Below are 14,865 nucleotides of genomic sequence, written 5' to 3' on the forward strand. Positions count from 1 at the left end.
ACGGCACTGAGTGCCAGGTCAAGGGATGGGTGTGTGAAGTTTCGGTGCACGAGCAGTGTCAGCCGAGTTGTTCGTGGATTTTTCTGGTGATCTCATCAGCGGACGTGCCCGGGGGAAAGGCTACTACCAGCACGGACTTCGATTCTGGCGTGCTGGTCTTGTACCCGGGTGCCACGCCGTACGTCCGCCGAACGTCGAGCAATGCCTGACTTAGTGCATCAGCTGTGGCGTCCTCGTCGCCTTTGATCATGCTTCGCAAGAGGTAGTTGTGGCACGCGGTGACAGCTGCGGCAAAACCGACAACCTCGAGGACAGGTTCGCGGGGCACAGCGCTGCGCAGGTAGTCGACGAAGAGGCGCTCGTAGCGGAATCCGGTGACGAGTTCGCGGTCGCGAAGAGCCGGAACATGCTGTACGACGCGGTATCGCCGCATCGACAGGTCTCGGTTCCTGCGGAAGAAATCGAACACCAGTCCCGCGGCCTCGCACACGGACGCCCAGGGGTCGGCGGAATCGGACGCGAGGAACTCTGCGACGTGTTCGAGGAGGGACTCGTGATCGGCGAAGATCACGTCTTCCTTGGAGCGGAACTGCCGGAAGAACGTCCGACGCGACACACCGGCGGCAGCGGCGATCTGCTCGACGGTGGTGGCTTCGTACCCGTTCTCCGAGAACAACCGGATCGCTTGAGACGCGACGTGTACCCGAAACTGTGCGGGGTCAGTTCCGGGTACATCGGAGCGCTCGGTCATGGATGCAAGTATCCAGGTTTCGTCGGCGTCAGTTGTCGGCGCGTAGCTGGAACTTGAGAACCTTGCCGGTGGGGGTGCGAGGAAGGTCGAGCGGGAAGACGATGTCGCGGGGAACCTTGTACCCGGCCAGCAAAGTGCGGGTGTGCTCGACGATGTCTTCGGCGGATGCCTGTAATCCCTTGCCCAGCACCACGAATGCCTTCGGGCGCTCGCCCCACTTCTCGTCCGGAACGCCGACGACTGCCACGTCGATCACCGCGGGGTGACTCATGATCGCCTGCTCGACCTCGACGGTGGAGATGTTCTCGCCGCCTGAGATGATGATGTCCTTCGCGCGGTCCTTGAGCTGGATGTATCCGTCGGGATGCATGACGCCGAGGTCGCCGGAATGGAACCAACCACCGGCAAATGCTTCGGCTGTCGCGGCCTCGTCGCGGTAGTACCCGAGCATCACGTTGTTGCCGCGGAGCACGATCTCACCCATGGTCTGGCCGTCGGCGGGGACGTCGTTCATCTCGGCATCGACAACGCGAGCATTTTCGGCCTGCACCATGCCGACTCCCTGACGCGAGAGAAGTGCGGCGCGCTCGGACTGCGGCTTGTCGTCCCAGGCTTCCTGGTATTCGCAGATCGTGTAGGGGCCGTATACCTCGGTGAGGCCGTAGACGTGAACGACGGTGACACCGATGTCTTCGAGTTTTCCGATGATCGTCGGTGACGGGGGAGCGCCGGCGGTGGTGATGCGCAAGGCGTCGACCTTGTGGGCCTGGTCTGCGTCGGCGATGGTGGAGCAGACGGTAGGAGCGCCGCACAGATGTGTCACGCCCAGATTGTCGATGGCGTCCCAGATCGCATCGGCGCGGACCGCTCGCAGGCAGATATGTGTGCCCGCGGCCTGAGTGACGGCCCACGGCGTGCACCACCCGTTGCAGTGGAACATCGGCAGTGTCCACAGATACTTCGTCGCTCCGTCGAAGCCGTTGTGGAATGTCTCGCCGAGCGAGTTCAGGTACGCCCCGCGGTGGGAGTACATGACGCCCTTGGGTTTTCCGGTGGTACCCGAGGTGTAGTTGATGGCGATACACTGCTGCTCGTCGTCGACGCCCCAGTGCAGTGGCTGATCGGAGAGAGCTTCGCCTTCGGCAATCAGATCGGCGTACTGCCCGGTGACGATTCCGGTGGGAACGTCCGGATAGGGGACGGTGGAGTCCGGGATCTCGACGATCTCACGCAGGCTCCCCACGTTTGCCTTGGACGAGGTGACCGAACCGACGAATTCGGAGTCCACGAACAGGATCGTGGTTCCCGAGTGATCGAGAATGTATTCGAGTTCGGGACCGGCGAGGCGTGAGTTCAGGGCGATCAGGACCCCGCCGGCGAGGGGAACGGCAAAATGCGCGAACAGCATCTCGGGTACGTTCGGCGCCAGGTATGCAACGCGGTCACCGGGCTGAATGCGTTCACGCAGGACGCGGGCCAGAGCCGCGACCTCGTCACCGAACTCTCGGTACGAGTAGGTCCGGTCGCCGTGAACGACGGCGGTGCGCTCGGGGAACACCGCGGCGCTGCGCTCGAGAAAACGCAGCGGACTGAGCGGGGTGTTGTTGGCTGCAACAGCTGTCGGGACAGACACGGTTCCTCCGAAGGCGACGTGGCACGGTTGGTATCACGATAAGTGTGATCGGCACTACAAATGGCCTGGATGCACGCTATTGCCCAGCCAAAGGTGCCGCTACCCTCTGAATTGGGTACGTGGAGGTGAGAGTGAACAGGGTACTGAGACCGAGCGACGACGACGCGTTGCGCGCCGAACTGCGTCGGCTGCACCCCAAAACCGAGTTGCCGGTTCTGTTCGGCGGCTGCGTCAGCGATCGGTCGCTGACCATCACCGGTCACGTCGGCACGCGCAGCAACATCCTGCGAAACCTGCGGATCGACGCCGAATGCGGACTCGGCGGTCGGGCGATCGCAGAACAACGACCGGGCGCGGTCCAGGACTACGCGAACTCGTCGCACATCACTCACGACTACGACTACGAAGTGGGCACCGAAGCGATCGAATCCTTGATGGCAGTCCCCATCGTCGTACGCGGGGTTACTCGCGGAGCGATCTACGGAGGACTGCGTGCCAACCTGCCGATCGGCGACGTGATCGCAGAGACGATGATGCGATCGTCGTACGCGTTGGCCCGAGAATTCGAGATTCGCGACGAAGTGGATCGTCGGGTGGCGATGCTCGATACCGCTGCGGTGGAACATGGTTCGAACCGCGATGCCCAGATATCCGAAGGGTTGACCGAGAGCGTCCTGGCGCTCGGCGAGATCGCGGCGAACCTCGAGGACATGGCTCTCAGCGCGCAGGTCCTCGCGGTCGAGGCAAAGTTGCGGGCGTTGGCGTCGCCGAAACCTTCCGCGAACACTCCAGTCGCGAACACCGTTGTCCTGTCGCCACGCGAGCGGGAGGTGATGGGGTACGTCGCTCTCGGACTGCGCAATGCCGAGATCGCCGAGAGGTTGTCCCTGAGCGTCGAAACGATCAAGACGTACATGAGGAATCTGATGGGAAAGCTCGACGTCCGCAGTCGTCACGAAGCGGTCGTGGAAGCGCGGCGGCAAGGTTTGATTCTGTGAGGGCTTGATTCTCTGATCGGTCCCGCCAAGCGGAATTTCGGAACTGCGTCGCCACTCCGGTTGATATGACGGACCTCACTATCGGCAGAGTTCGACACGAGTGATGAGGGCATCGATGCAGGATTTGTTCGACAACAACGACATGACCGGCCTGGCCGAAGCGATCAAGAGCGGCGACGTCTCCGCCAAGGAAGTCCTCGAGTTCAGTCTGGACAGGCTCGACGAGCGCAACCCGGCAGTCAACGCGGTGATCAGTGAGCGCCGAGAGGAAGCGCGCAACGAGGTATCAGGCGGCCTGCCGGATGGTCCACTGCAGGGCGTCCCGTTCGTGATCAAAGACCTCGGCATGGACGTCGCAGGATTGCCGAGCACCAATGGATCTCGATTGTTCGCCGACGCTGTGGCAGAAAAAGATTCGACGCTCGTCGAGCGCTACCGCCAGGCTGGTCTGGTTGTCATCGGCAAGACGAACACCCCGGAGTTCGGCAAGAACGCGAGTACCGAACCTGCGCTGTTCGGACCCACCCGTAACCCTTACGCCCTTGATCGTTCGCCCGGCGGATCTTCGGGTGGCACGGCTGTAGCTGTTGCCGTCGGGATTGTGCCAGGCGGGCATGCCAGCGACGGTGGTGGATCGATCCGTATTCCCGCATCGGCCTGCGGCCTGGTAGGCCTCAAGCCGAGCCGAGGACGTACTCCGACGGCACCGGCGCGCACGCTCTTCTCGTCGCCGATGAGTGCTCATCACGCGCTCACCCGAAGTGTCCGCGACACTGCGTTGCTTCTCGATCTGTCCGCCGGGCCGACAGTGGGCGATCCTTACGTGATCCTGGCGCCGAAGCGGCCGTACATCGAGGAAGTGGGTGCCGATCCCGGACGGTTGCGGATCGGTTTGAGTAACGCTCTTCCTGACGGCACCCCGGTGGACCCGGAGTGCTCGGCCGTCGCGACCGGTGTTGGCGGCCTGCTCGAAGAACTCGGTCACGATGTCACCGAGGGTGCCCCGAACTTTCCGCTCGATGCGCTCACTGCCGGGCTTTCGGTGTTGATGGGCATTCCGATGACGATCGAGGTCGACGAACGACTCGCCGCCCTGAATCGCGCGATCCGCGACGACGACCTCGAGCCGATGGCGCGGATGATCTACGACCGCGCGAAGTCCGAAAGTGCGACGAACGTCGTCAAGGCATTGCAGGAACTCGAGCGGGCCGCCCAGGTGATCGGTGCGTTCTTTGTCGATCACGACCTGTTGCTGACTCCGACGATGGCTCGGCCGGCAGCTCCGCTCGGTCTGCTCGATACGGCGAATCCTATGTCGATCTGGGAGCATTCGGCCGGGTACAGCGGCTTGACCAGTCCGTTCAACAGTTCAGGTCAGCCGGCGATTTCCTTGCCGATGGGTCATGACTCGGCCGGCGTTCCGATAGGCGTGCAGTTGGTCGGCGCGTTCGGCCGTGAAGATCTGCTGATTCAGGTTGCGTCGCAGCTCGAAACAGCCCGTCCGTGGTCCATTGCGCCGGTGTGGCCGCCGGTCCCGGCGTAGCGCGCGGTCGTCCGAGCCGGGGAGGACGTCAGGCGATGATGCGAATCGGCCACTGGCCGTTCACATCTGCCACGTCCCTCCCTTGGCTGAGAAGGTACTCGGCGAAATCGCGTTGCCGCTCTGCGTGCCAATCGGCTTGATCGACCATGAGATCGAGCCCCAGGATGTCGGGGAACCGCACGGCCAACTCGCGGGCCAACGCTGCCGCAGCTTTGGCATCGGCCTCGGCTTCGTGCGCCGACTCCAATGAAATTCCGTAGTGCTCGCACACGGCCGCAAGCGTTCGCTTGCCCTTGCGGAACGTATCCATCGCCCGATCGATCACGTACGGATCGATCACCAACCCCGGAACGAATGCAGGCTTGCCGATGCGCAGACCCTCGGCATGCATGACCGTCAGATCATAGGAGGCATTGAACGCCACGACGGCGTGATCGCGCGCCCAGGAATTGTGCAGAGCCTCGCGAATCTCTTCGTAGCCCTCGGAATAATCCTGGCCGTGTTGCGCCGCGAACTCGGTGCTGATGCCGTGAACAGCCGAGGCGCCGGCGGGGATCTCGACGCCGGGATCGAGTAGCCACGTGCGTGTTTCGACACTCGAACCGTCGATCACCGCGACGCAGGCACTGACGATACGAGCGGTCGACGGATCCCGCCCCGTGGTCTCGAGGTCGAACGCGCAGATCGGGCGATCGGACCAGCTACTCATCGGGGGCCTTTCGGTGCAGAACGTCATGTCCGAATCACTATGCACCTCCCTACCGACACAAACGACGAACAGCCACCTCCGGGGTGAAGGTGGAGGTGGCTGCTGCGTGACTGTGTGACGGACCTACAGAATCTCGGTTCCGACCGTGAAGCGATCCATGACGTCTTCGCGCGGAGTCACACCGAAGCCCGGTCCCTGCGGCACAGCGATGTGGCCGTCCTCGATGACAAACGGTTCGGTGATGTCCTCCTTGTAGAAGCGATCGGAAGCCGAGATGTCGCCGGGCAGCGTGAACCCGTCCAGCGCCGCGAGGGCCGCGTTGGCGGCGCGGCCGATTCCGGTCTCGAGCATTCCGCCGCACCACACCGCAATACCGTGTGCCGAGGCGAGATCGTGAATGCGCTTGGCTTCCAGATATCCACCGACACGGCTCGGCTTGATGTTGATGACCGAAGCGGCACCGAGCGTGATGGCATCCGCCGCATCCTTGGCCGACTCGACCGACTCGTCGAGGCAGATCGGAGTCGAGAGGGACTGGGCGAGCTTGGCGTGCTGCACCAAATCGTCCTCGGCCAGCGGCTGTTCGATGAGGAGCAATGCGAATTCGTCCAGGCGGCGCAGCAACTGCGCGTCGACGAGGGTGTACGCGGCATTCGCGTCGACCTGCAGAGGAACGTCGTAGCCGAACTCCTTGCGCACCGCAGCCACGGGAGCGATGTCCCAGCCCGGCTTGATCTTCAGCTTGATTCGCACGTAACCCTGCGACAGATAGTTGCCGACGGTTTCGAGTAGCTGCGGAATGCTGTCCTGGATGCCGACGGACACTCCCGAGGGCACCCGAGTGCGAGTGGCACCGAGGTACCGAGCGAAAGACTGTCCACGAGCCCGCAATTCAGCATCGAGGATTGCCATTTCGATAGCCGACTTCGACATCTGGTGACCCACGACGTGGTGAAGTACGCTGCCGACCGTCTCGGCCGAGAGCGGCTGATCCGACTGCGACTTACGCAGCGTCGGAACGAGATACTCGCGAAGCATCGCCCGCGCACCAGCGGTGTATTCGGAGTTGTAGTACGGATCGCTGAGCGAGCCGCACTCGCCCCAGCCGACGGTCTCCACCGGACCGTTGGGGCCGTCGGTGGTGCCGCTCACTTTCAGGACGAGGGTGTTGCGCTCGAGCTGGGTGCTGAATGACGTGGTGAAGGGGGAGACGAGAGGGATGCGCAGTTCGCGCAATTCGACGGACTCAATGTGCATGGACTTGCTCTTCTCCGGTTGTCTCGCAGATTTTCGTGAACATGTAATAGCCGCTGGGGTCGAAGCCGGTCGATTGCCATTCCTTCGAGGCGATCAGTGGTTCGAGGTACTCGCGAAGCGCGTGTCGCCAGGCAAAGGCAGAGGCGCGGTCGACTGTTCTCAGATGCTCGATGTCTCTGGGTATTCCGACTGCGATATCGACGCAGTCGGGTGGGATCGGGAGCATTCGAGGCGTACCGTCTTCGGTGGGTTGAAGCACCTTGAATGTATCATTCACGGCCACAGTAGAACTCGGAGATCCACCGACGTCGAGGTCCCAACTGACGAGCATACGATCGCTGGCGTCGCCTGCATTGATTCCGTCTGCCATCGACCCGTAGAAATCCGGGTTGTATTCGGCCGGTTCGGCTCCGAGACGCTGAATGTTGAAATAGGCATTTCGTGCGACCAGTGGATCGAAGGTCCACCGGATCGTCCTGACGCCGCGCTCGATGCACCAGTCTCGCTGATGATGCTTGAGGGCGCGGCCGATTCCCTTGCCTGCGTGTCCCGGTAGTACTCCGGCGATGTGTGAGTGCAGAACCTCGCCGAGAGGCTCGACGAAGAATCCGACGCAACCACCGATCATTTCGCCTTCGGAAAAGGCTCCCACCACGTAGTGACCACCGTGGTGAAGCGCAACCAACATCGCAGTGCCGAAATGAGCCGGTCCGGGACTGGTAGCCCAGATCTCGTCGAAAACGGCGGATAGATCGGCTATTTCGCGGGTATCGACCAGTTCTCGAAACTCAACCGCTTTGCTTTTCGACACGAGGGCCCCCTTCAGACGTGATCGAACGAATAAGGCCCGCAACCAACGCCGTCCTCGGAGCGATTGCGGACACGAGCGCATGCTCGGTCTCGGCGTGTGCACCGCCGCCGACGCCACCGAGGCCGTCGAGGGTGGGGATACCGATACCGGCAGTGAAGTTTCCGTCCGAGGCTCCGCCTACGGCGAGGCCGACGAGCGGAGTCAGATCATGCTCGAGCGCAACGCGTTCCGCCAACGCCAGCAACGGTGCGGACATCGTCCCTTCGAGAGGTGGACGGTTGACACCACCCGAGACCGTGACTACGGCTTCGGGGTGGATTGCCTGCAGGGCTCGGATATTCGCATCGACGCGCTCCTGCTCGGCGGCGCTGGTTGCGCGCACGTCCACGTCGACGAAGGCTTCTGCCGGAACGGTGTTGGTTGTGGTTCCGGCTGAAATGACAGTCGGGGTGACGGTGGTTGCCTGTGCCGGCGAGGACAAGTCGTTGATCGCGATCACGAGACGAGCCAGTTCTACTGCAGCGTTGATGCCTTTTTCCGGCTCCAGCCCGGCGTGGGCGGCGCGACCGGCAACATGGATCCGATACAGCGACACCCCCTTGCGGACAGTCTTCAGTTCGCCACCGTCACCGCCGGCCTCGAGAACCAGTACCGCGCCTGCCGCAAGTTCCTCGATGAGGGACCGCGACGTGGGTGAACCGATTTCTTCGTCACCGGTCACGAGGAGTGTGATTCCGTCGAGTGCATCGTCGCCGTGCAGCTCCCGGACGATAGCGAGGGCGTGGATTGCCTGAACGACACCAAGTTTCATGTCGAGTCCGCCCGGACCTCGGAGCGCTCCGTCGGTGACGGCTGCGGGCAGGCGTGTCAGGGTGCCGATCGGCCACACGGTGTCATGATGACCGAGCAGCATCAGCCGCGTCGGTGAGCTGCCGAAACGGGTCACCAGATGGGTACGGCCTTCCGTCACTATCGACTCCGGTGTCACGCCGAGTCGTTCGTGGACAAGGTCTGACGTCCACTTCGCGCTGCGGGCAACAGCTTCGAGATCGTGTGACGGCGACTCGACTTCGATGAGCGCGATGGCGTCCTCGAGGATCTGAGGAAGTTGGCGCTCGGCCAGATCGCGGAGAATGGTCATCGGTTGTTCACTCGCGGATACGCGCGGCTTCCGACGTGTAGCAATTGTGTACTCCCGTTGTCGGAGAAAGTGATCCGGATCCAACCCGCTGATTGAGGTAGTTGGGTCGCGAATACTCCAGGGTGAACTTCGATCAGGCTGAGAGAGACGGACTCTGCGCTTTCGGCGGTGACCGAAGGGTCGATGTGATCGGTGCGGCGGGCGGTCAGGGAACCGCCGGTCCTTTCCAAGACGAAATCGGCTGCGGCATCGCGGTACAGGCCGCACAGCGCATCGAGTTCTTCAGGTGAGGACGTGACGCGGGTGTGGGGGTCACCAGGCGAGAATGCCGGTGTCACACTGACGCCGCCTATGGAACCGATTACTTCAGCCAGAAGATCGCCGGAGAGAGCGTCCATTGCTCCACCGTTGGCCATCAGGACCACGGCTAGACCGCACGACGGCACCACTCGCAAGAACGACTGCTGGCCGAGAGTTCCGCCATTGTGGCCATGAGCCAGTACCCCGCCCCAATTATGCAGCAGCCACGTGGTTCCCATGATGTCCGCTGACGACACGTCACCGATCTGGCGGCGCTCCTCGAGCATCGCCAGATGGGTGGACCGCTGAAGCAGAATCGGATCCTCGCGCATCGAATCCTGCGCGAACAGAAGAAGGTCCTCGGCGGTGCTGTTGATGAGACCGGCGGGGCCCATCGAGCGAGGGATGAGGAATTGTGGTGTTTGCTCGAGGTCGTCGGCAGCGCCGACGTGCCCGACTGCAGCGCGGTGCAGTGCCGTCTCCTCAGGCAGGGTCGTGGTTTTGGTCAGGCCGAGCGGTTCGATGATCCGCTCGCGCAGAACCGCGTCCCAACTCTTACCTCGGAGAACCTCGATGATTCGTCCGGCGATCACGAAGCCGGTGTTGCAGTACGACCAATCGGTGCCGGGGGCGAAGAGCTGCACCGTTGATTTCAGTGATGCGACGTATCGCTCGACGCAGTCGTCGCCGCGCCCGCCGTCGATGAAAACGTCACCGTCGATGCCACTGGTGTGAGTCAACAGGTGGCGAGTCGTGACCGTTTCGGTGGCTACCGCGTCGGCAACTGCGAAGTCCGGCAGGATGTTCCGGACAGGTGAGTCGAGATCCAGCAATCCTTCTTCGACGAGCTGCATGATCAGGGTGGCCGTCCAGACCTTGCTGATCGAACCCATCTGGAACAGCGTGTCGGGCGTAGCCGCGACGCCGGTGCGGGTACTGACGACACCGGACGTGACCACGGTGCGGGAGAATCCGCTGCGGGTTGTGGTCAGAATTCCCAGTGAGGCGCCGGGCACCCCGTACTTCGCACTCAGGGTGTCGAGTCGGTACTGCCAGTAGTCGGGATCGACCGTGGTCAGTGCGGGCTTGGGGGAGAGGTGCCGTTCGATCCAGTCGACGAGACGAGTGCTGTACTCCAGTCGGTGGGACGGCCGACCCGTCAACACGAAGGCATGTGACGCGTCCGGGAAAACCACCAACTCGGTCGGGGTGCCGGCCAAACGCAGTCCACCGAACCACTGTTCGGCCTGGTTGACCGGGCAACGGACGTCGCTGCCGCCGTGAAGGATAAGCGTCGGTGTCGTCACCTGGGAGACTCGCCCCAGCGGCGAAAGTTCCCGTACCCGAGATGACTGCGGGTCGAATTCGACCGTCTGCAGCAAGATGCCCTCGTCCGAGGGGCCGGCTGTGTTCGCGATGTCGCAAACGAGACCACCGGCGACCGCTACGGCAAACCGATCGGTGACGGACGTCAGGGCGCACGTCATGAATCCGCCGTAGCTGTAGCCCGTGAGTACCAGTTGCTTCGGATCGGCCATCCCCTCGGCGACAAGGGTTTCGACCGGTTCGAGCAGGTCGGCACGATCCGCCTCACCCCAGCCGTCCCGCACACCGTCGAAGAAGTCGTTTCCGTAGCCGTCACTTCCGCGCGGATTGATCATCAAGACCGTGAATCCCAGCGCGACCAGTTCCGCGTGGTATGCGTGCATCACGGTGGGCGTTCCGGTCCAGGCATTGTGTGGTCCGCCGTGGACGTCCAGAACCAGCGGACCGGCGCCCGTGACGTTCGGGTCGCGCAGGATCCAACCCTGAACACGGGTGCCGTCGCTGATGTCGAACCAACGCTCGGAGGCGACTGGAAACGCGACGGAAGTTGTCAGTTCCGTGTTCAATTCGGTGACCGTTTCGACTGCACGAGTCTCGAGGTCGATGACGGCGACCTCGCCGAAGGATGTCGCCGTTGCCAGCGCGACGACGGCTCGCCCGGACGTCAGGGCAAGGCCTGAGACCACTGTCTGCTCGCCGGTGAGAAGTGGTGAGACGGAGCCTGATCCGAAATCGACCTTGTGCAGTTCGGTGGAGCCGTGGTTGCGGATGCAGAAGACGATGTCGCCGTCGGCGGTGAAACTCGGTGCGCCACCGGGATAACCGGTTCCGCCCGGCATGACGTTTCGGTCGAGTCCGGACGTCAGGCTGCGGTCTTCCACTCGCTGGTCGCGGTGCAGGACAAGAAGTTCGTTGTTGTGAATGATCGGTGTGTGCCAACCGACGGCTACGACCGCGTCGCCGGCAGGTGTCCATGCAAGTGGTCCTGCGATGCCGCGTGCGTGCCCCAACATCCGCGGAGTGGAGGCGAGATCAGTCAGCGATACGGTCCAGGCGGAACTCGCCCGCGTCAGATCGGCGTCGCCGTCCATCGCCGCGGTGAAAGCCAGTTCGGTGCCGTCGGGACTGTACGCGGGATGCGAAGCGTCCCAATCGCCGTCCGTCAGCTGCCGAAGCGAGCCGGCGGCCAGATCGAACTCGAACAAGTGCGCCCGAACGCTGCCCCGGACACCGGATCCGTCGACCTTGTAGTTGAGGCGCTTCGCCACCAAGAGGCATGACGATCCGGCGGCAGTGCGGTCGACGGGGGCGCTGAAGGCGATCCGAGCGCCGTCGGGAGAGAACACCGGTGCCCCCGCGCCGAGCGGGAGCTGCGCCGTGGTGGTCAGCTGTGTTGCCGGGCCCCCGGTGGCGTCGACCTTCCACAGTTGTGGTGTGCCCGAGGAATCCGGCCGAACGAAGACCAACAGCGTCGAAACGGGATGCCAAGCCGGCGAGGTGTCGGCAGGTCCCGCGGTGAGCTGTAGTTGCGGGGAAGCCAACCAGATCGAGTGCTCGTTGGTATCCGCAGCCGGATTCGATTCGGTACGTACGTATGCAATGCGTCCCGACGCCGATACGGCGATGCTGGTCGGTGTAACCACGGACGCGTAATCCTGGATTCTCGCCGAACGACGTTCTTCGGCACGGGCTACGGCAGCGGGGGAGTCGAGAGTGGTCGGCGTTGTCATTGGAACATCGGCTCCCCGAATGTCGGGATCGCGGACAACAGCTTTGCCGTGTACGGCTCCTTCGGCGAATCGATCACGTCGAGAACCGGCCCGTGCTCGACGATCTCGCCGCCGAGCATGACTGCGACGTGGTCACAGACGTAGCGGATCACCGCCAGGTTGTGACTGACGAACAGAACCGTCAGACCAAGCTGCTTCTGCAGATCCACCAACAGATTCAGAACCGCGCCCTGCACGGACACGTCCAGAGCGGAGGTGATTTCGTCGGCAAGCAGAACTGCCGGTGCGGCTGCCAAAGCCCGCGCGAGGGCAACGCGTTGGCGCTGACCACCCGACAACGACGATGGGTATTCGTGCGCCTTCTCCACCGGCAGTTGGACGGTGGTGAGGAGTCGAGCGACCTCGGCAGCGCGGTCGCCGCGGCTGCGCCGAGCTTTGTCACGACGCTCGGTGGACCGCAGCGCCTCGGCGAGTGACTGGCCGATGGTCATTCGCGGGTCGAGGCACGAGTACGGATCTTGGAAGACCATCTGGATCCGGTGGCGCAGACGAGCCGTCGCGCCGCGGGCGTGAGCGACGTCCACACCGTCGAGAAGGATCTGGCCGGAACTGGGCTCGGCCAGGCCGACAGTTGCTCGCGCCAGTGTCGACTTTCCGGAACCCGATTCACCGACGAGACCGACCACCGATCCGGAGGGGATGTCGAGATTGATGTTCTTGACGGCGTGGAATTTTTTCGAACCGCTACCGAGGTGGACGTTGACGTCACGGAATTCGAGTCTGCTCATCGGATCTCCTCTGCAACAGCCAACAGTTCTTCCAACTCGATGTCGGCGGTGCTCTCCTCGGCGTCGAGGCTCTCCACCTGCCAGGCTTCGTCGACGGTGGCAAGCGGCTTGTCGCGATCGGTGCTCATGGTGGGGACCGCGGCGATCAGCGCGCGGGTGTACGGATGCTTTGCACGGCCGGCAATCAGATCGTCTACTGCGATGTCTTCGACGATTTCGCCGGCAAACATGACCAGGACACGGGTGCACATGCCGGTGATGACGGCCATGTCGTGCGAGATGAGAAGGATTGCGGCGCCGGTTTCTTCGCGAACCTCGTGGAGCAGCCCGAGGACCTCACGCTGAACGGTCACGTCGAGCGCAGTGGTGGGTTCGTCCGCGATGATCAGAGCGGGCTTACCCATCAGACCCATGGCGATCATCGCGCGCTGACGCATACCGCCGGAGAACTCGTGGGGGTACTGCTTCGCACGCCTGGGCGCGTCGGGGATCTTGACGGCGTTCAGTCGCTCGACTGCCGCCTTCTTCGCGTCGGCCTTGCTCATACCTTCGTGGAGCCAACCGATCTCGGCGACCTGGTATCCGACCTTGAGAGACGGATTCATGGACGACATCGGATCCTGGAACACCATCGCCATACGTGTGCCGAGTTGGCGGGCAACCTTGCGCGAAGCCGCGTCGTCCGGCCGCTTGCCGTCCTTCATCAGCACGGTGCCGTCGAACTCGATGAGCCCGGCGTCGACCACGGTGGGGTGGTCGGTCAGCTGCGCGATTGCCATGCAACTCAGTGACTTTCCGGACCCGGATTCACCGACGATGCCCACGGTTTCGCCGCGGTGAACTGTAAAACTGATGTTGTCGACGGGGCGACGCCAGTCGTCACCCGCGGGGACTGCGACGGACATGTTACGGACGGTCAGTACCGCGTCTTCGTCGGTGGGCGCCGAATCGGCCTGGGCAGTTTTCCGGTTGATCGGCTTCCACTTCGGCAGGCGACTGCTGATCGGGCTGCGAACTCCCGCGCCGCGAGCAATGGCCTCGCCGAGCAGCGTGAAGGTCAAGCCGGCGAGCACGACGGCGATGCCGGGGGCGAGTGCGGTGGCCGGGTTGACGAAGATCTTCGACAGACCTTCGTTGAGCATCCGGCCCCAGTCGAATGCAGGCGGCTGAATGCCCAAGCCGAGGAACGAGAGTCCGGCGAAGACCACCAGGCCGCTGCCGACAGCGATGCTGGCATTGACGATGAGTGGTTCACGGATATTGGGGAGAATGTGGCGGAACAGCAGCCCCGGCTTGGTAACCCCGAGGATGCGTGCTGCGTCGATGAAGTCGCGTCCGTTGACCGACGAAGCCAGTGCGTACGTCAACCTCGCGAACGGCGAGGCCAGGGCGAGACCGATGGCGATCACCGCGCTGCCAGCACCCTGTCCGAGAACGACCAACAGGAAGATCGCGAGGAGCAGTCCGGGGAATGCGATGGCGAAGTTGAGGAATGCCACGACCATTCGTCCGACCCAGCGGGGAGCGAGCGTCGGGAGCGTACCGAGTATCAGGCCAATTGTGACACCGAGTGCGACGGCTCCGAGAGCCATGAGCACCGACAGTCTCGCGGCGGTCATCGTGCGGGCGAAGACGTCACGCCCGCCGGCGTCGGTGCCGAAGATGTGCTCGGAACTCGGTCCCTGAGAGAGTGCCTTCGGGTTGGCTGCGACAGCGGCGTCACCCCAGATCATCGGTCCGAAGATGACGAGGGCGATCAGAGCGGTCAGGAAGGTGAGGGCCAGGATTCCCAATGGGGTGCGGAACGTTCCGACGATCCAGTGTCGTCGCGGGGGCGTCTTGGGGGCCGCAGTGGGGGCCGTAGGTGAGGTGCTCAAC

General features: G+C 63.2%; 11 protein-coding genes. 2 read left to right on the forward strand and 9 right to left on the reverse strand.

Features of this window, described 5'->3' with window-relative positions; all coding sequences use genetic code 11:
• Window positions 1–58: 58 nt before the first annotated feature.
• Window positions 59–751, reverse strand: coding sequence for a TetR family transcriptional regulator (locus ABH939_RS01740; RefSeq protein ID WP_404649233.1), 693 nt, complete (start codon window positions 749–751; stop codon window positions 59–61).
• Window positions 752–779: 28 nt separating this feature from the next.
• A complete protein-coding gene (locus ABH939_RS01745) occupies window positions 780–2,384 on the reverse strand; it encodes an acyl--CoA ligase family protein (protein WP_030535166.1) in 1,605 nt (534 codons plus the stop codon).
• 131 nt (window positions 2,385–2,515) lie between these two features.
• On the opposite strand from ABH939_RS01745, the gene ABH939_RS01750 reads away from it, so the two are divergent.
• Complete coding sequence (locus tag ABH939_RS01750) at window positions 2,516–3,382, forward strand: response regulator transcription factor (protein WP_007731357.1); 867 nt, start codon at window positions 2,516–2,518, stop codon at window positions 3,380–3,382.
• Between the two features lie 115 nt (window positions 3,383–3,497).
• Window positions 3,498–4,925 carry an amidase gene (locus ABH939_RS01755; RefSeq protein WP_404649234.1) on the forward strand — a complete coding sequence of 476 codons (1,428 nt, stop codon included), beginning with the start codon at window positions 3,498–3,500 and terminating at the stop codon, window positions 4,923–4,925.
• Between the two features lie 28 nt (window positions 4,926–4,953).
• Here ABH939_RS01755 and ABH939_RS01760 read toward each other — a convergent pair whose 3' ends face one another.
• From ABH939_RS01760 to ABH939_RS01790, 7 genes are all read right to left on the reverse strand, one after another.
• Window positions 4,954–5,634 carry a 3'-5' exonuclease gene (locus ABH939_RS01760; RefSeq protein WP_047271154.1) on the reverse strand — a complete coding sequence of 227 codons (681 nt, stop codon included), beginning with the start codon at window positions 5,632–5,634 and terminating at the stop codon, window positions 4,954–4,956.
• Window positions 5,635–5,757: 123 nt separating this feature from the next.
• Window positions 5,758–6,891 carry an o-succinylbenzoate synthase gene (gene menC, locus ABH939_RS01765; protein WP_030535169.1) on the reverse strand — a complete coding sequence of 378 codons (1,134 nt, stop codon included), beginning with the start codon at window positions 6,889–6,891 and terminating at the stop codon, window positions 5,758–5,760.
• Window positions 6,881–7,702, reverse strand: coding sequence for a GNAT family N-acetyltransferase (locus ABH939_RS01770; protein WP_404649235.1), 822 nt, complete (start codon window positions 7,700–7,702; stop codon window positions 6,881–6,883). Before ABH939_RS01770 ends, menC begins: the two co-directional genes overlap by 11 nt.
• Entirely contained in the window at window positions 7,680–8,843 is a 1,164-nt protein-coding gene (locus ABH939_RS01775) for a M20/M25/M40 family metallo-hydrolase (protein ID WP_404649236.1), read from the reverse strand. The genes ABH939_RS01770 and ABH939_RS01775 overlap by 23 nt, the downstream gene beginning before the upstream one ends.
• On the reverse strand, window positions 8,840–12,199 hold the full coding sequence (locus ABH939_RS01780) for a serine hydrolase (RefSeq protein WP_328599363.1): 3,360 nt from the start codon (window positions 12,197–12,199) through the stop codon (window positions 8,840–8,842). Before ABH939_RS01780 ends, ABH939_RS01775 begins: the two co-directional genes overlap by 4 nt.
• Window positions 12,196–12,987: an ABC transporter ATP-binding protein gene (locus tag ABH939_RS01785; RefSeq protein WP_003940215.1), complete on the reverse strand. Its 792-nt coding sequence runs from the start codon at window positions 12,985–12,987 to the stop codon at window positions 12,196–12,198. The genes ABH939_RS01780 and ABH939_RS01785 overlap by 4 nt, the downstream gene beginning before the upstream one ends.
• Window positions 12,984–14,864: a dipeptide/oligopeptide/nickel ABC transporter permease/ATP-binding protein gene (locus ABH939_RS01790; protein ID WP_225320135.1), complete on the reverse strand. Its 1,881-nt coding sequence runs from the start codon at window positions 14,862–14,864 to the stop codon at window positions 12,984–12,986. Before ABH939_RS01790 ends, ABH939_RS01785 begins: the two co-directional genes overlap by 4 nt.
• Between the last annotated feature and the right edge of the window lies 1 nt (window position 14,865).

The organism is Rhodococcus sp. 27YEA6, from assembly GCF_044908235.1.
In the GTDB taxonomy this organism is placed as follows: domain Bacteria; phylum Actinomycetota; class Actinomycetes; order Mycobacteriales; family Mycobacteriaceae; genus Rhodococcus_F; species Rhodococcus_F qingshengii.

Bases quoted from the DNA above. Each gene is read 5' to 3' on its own strand.
- ABH939_RS01740 (WP_404649233.1), bottom strand. From the start codon at position 751: ATGACCGAGCGCTCCGATGTACCCGGAACTGACCCCGCACAGTTTCGG.
- ABH939_RS01755 (WP_404649234.1), top strand. From the start codon at position 3,498: ATGCAGGATTTGTTCGACAACAACGACATGACCGGCCTGGCCGAAGCG.
- ABH939_RS01760 (WP_047271154.1), bottom strand. From the start codon at position 5,634: ATGAGTAGCTGGTCCGATCGCCCGATCTGCGCGTTCGACCTCGAGACC.
- menC (WP_030535169.1), bottom strand. From the start codon at position 6,891: ATGCACATTGAGTCCGTCGAATTGCGCGAACTGCGCATCCCTCTCGTC.
- ABH939_RS01775 (WP_404649236.1), bottom strand. From the start codon at position 8,843: ATGACCATTCTCCGCGATCTGGCCGAGCGCCAACTTCCTCAGATCCTC.
- ABH939_RS01780 (WP_328599363.1), bottom strand. From the start codon at position 12,199: ATGACAACGCCGACCACTCTCGACTCCCCCGCTGCCGTAGCCCGTGCC.
- ABH939_RS01785 (WP_003940215.1), bottom strand. From the start codon at position 12,987: ATGAGCAGACTCGAATTCCGTGACGTCAACGTCCACCTCGGTAGCGGT.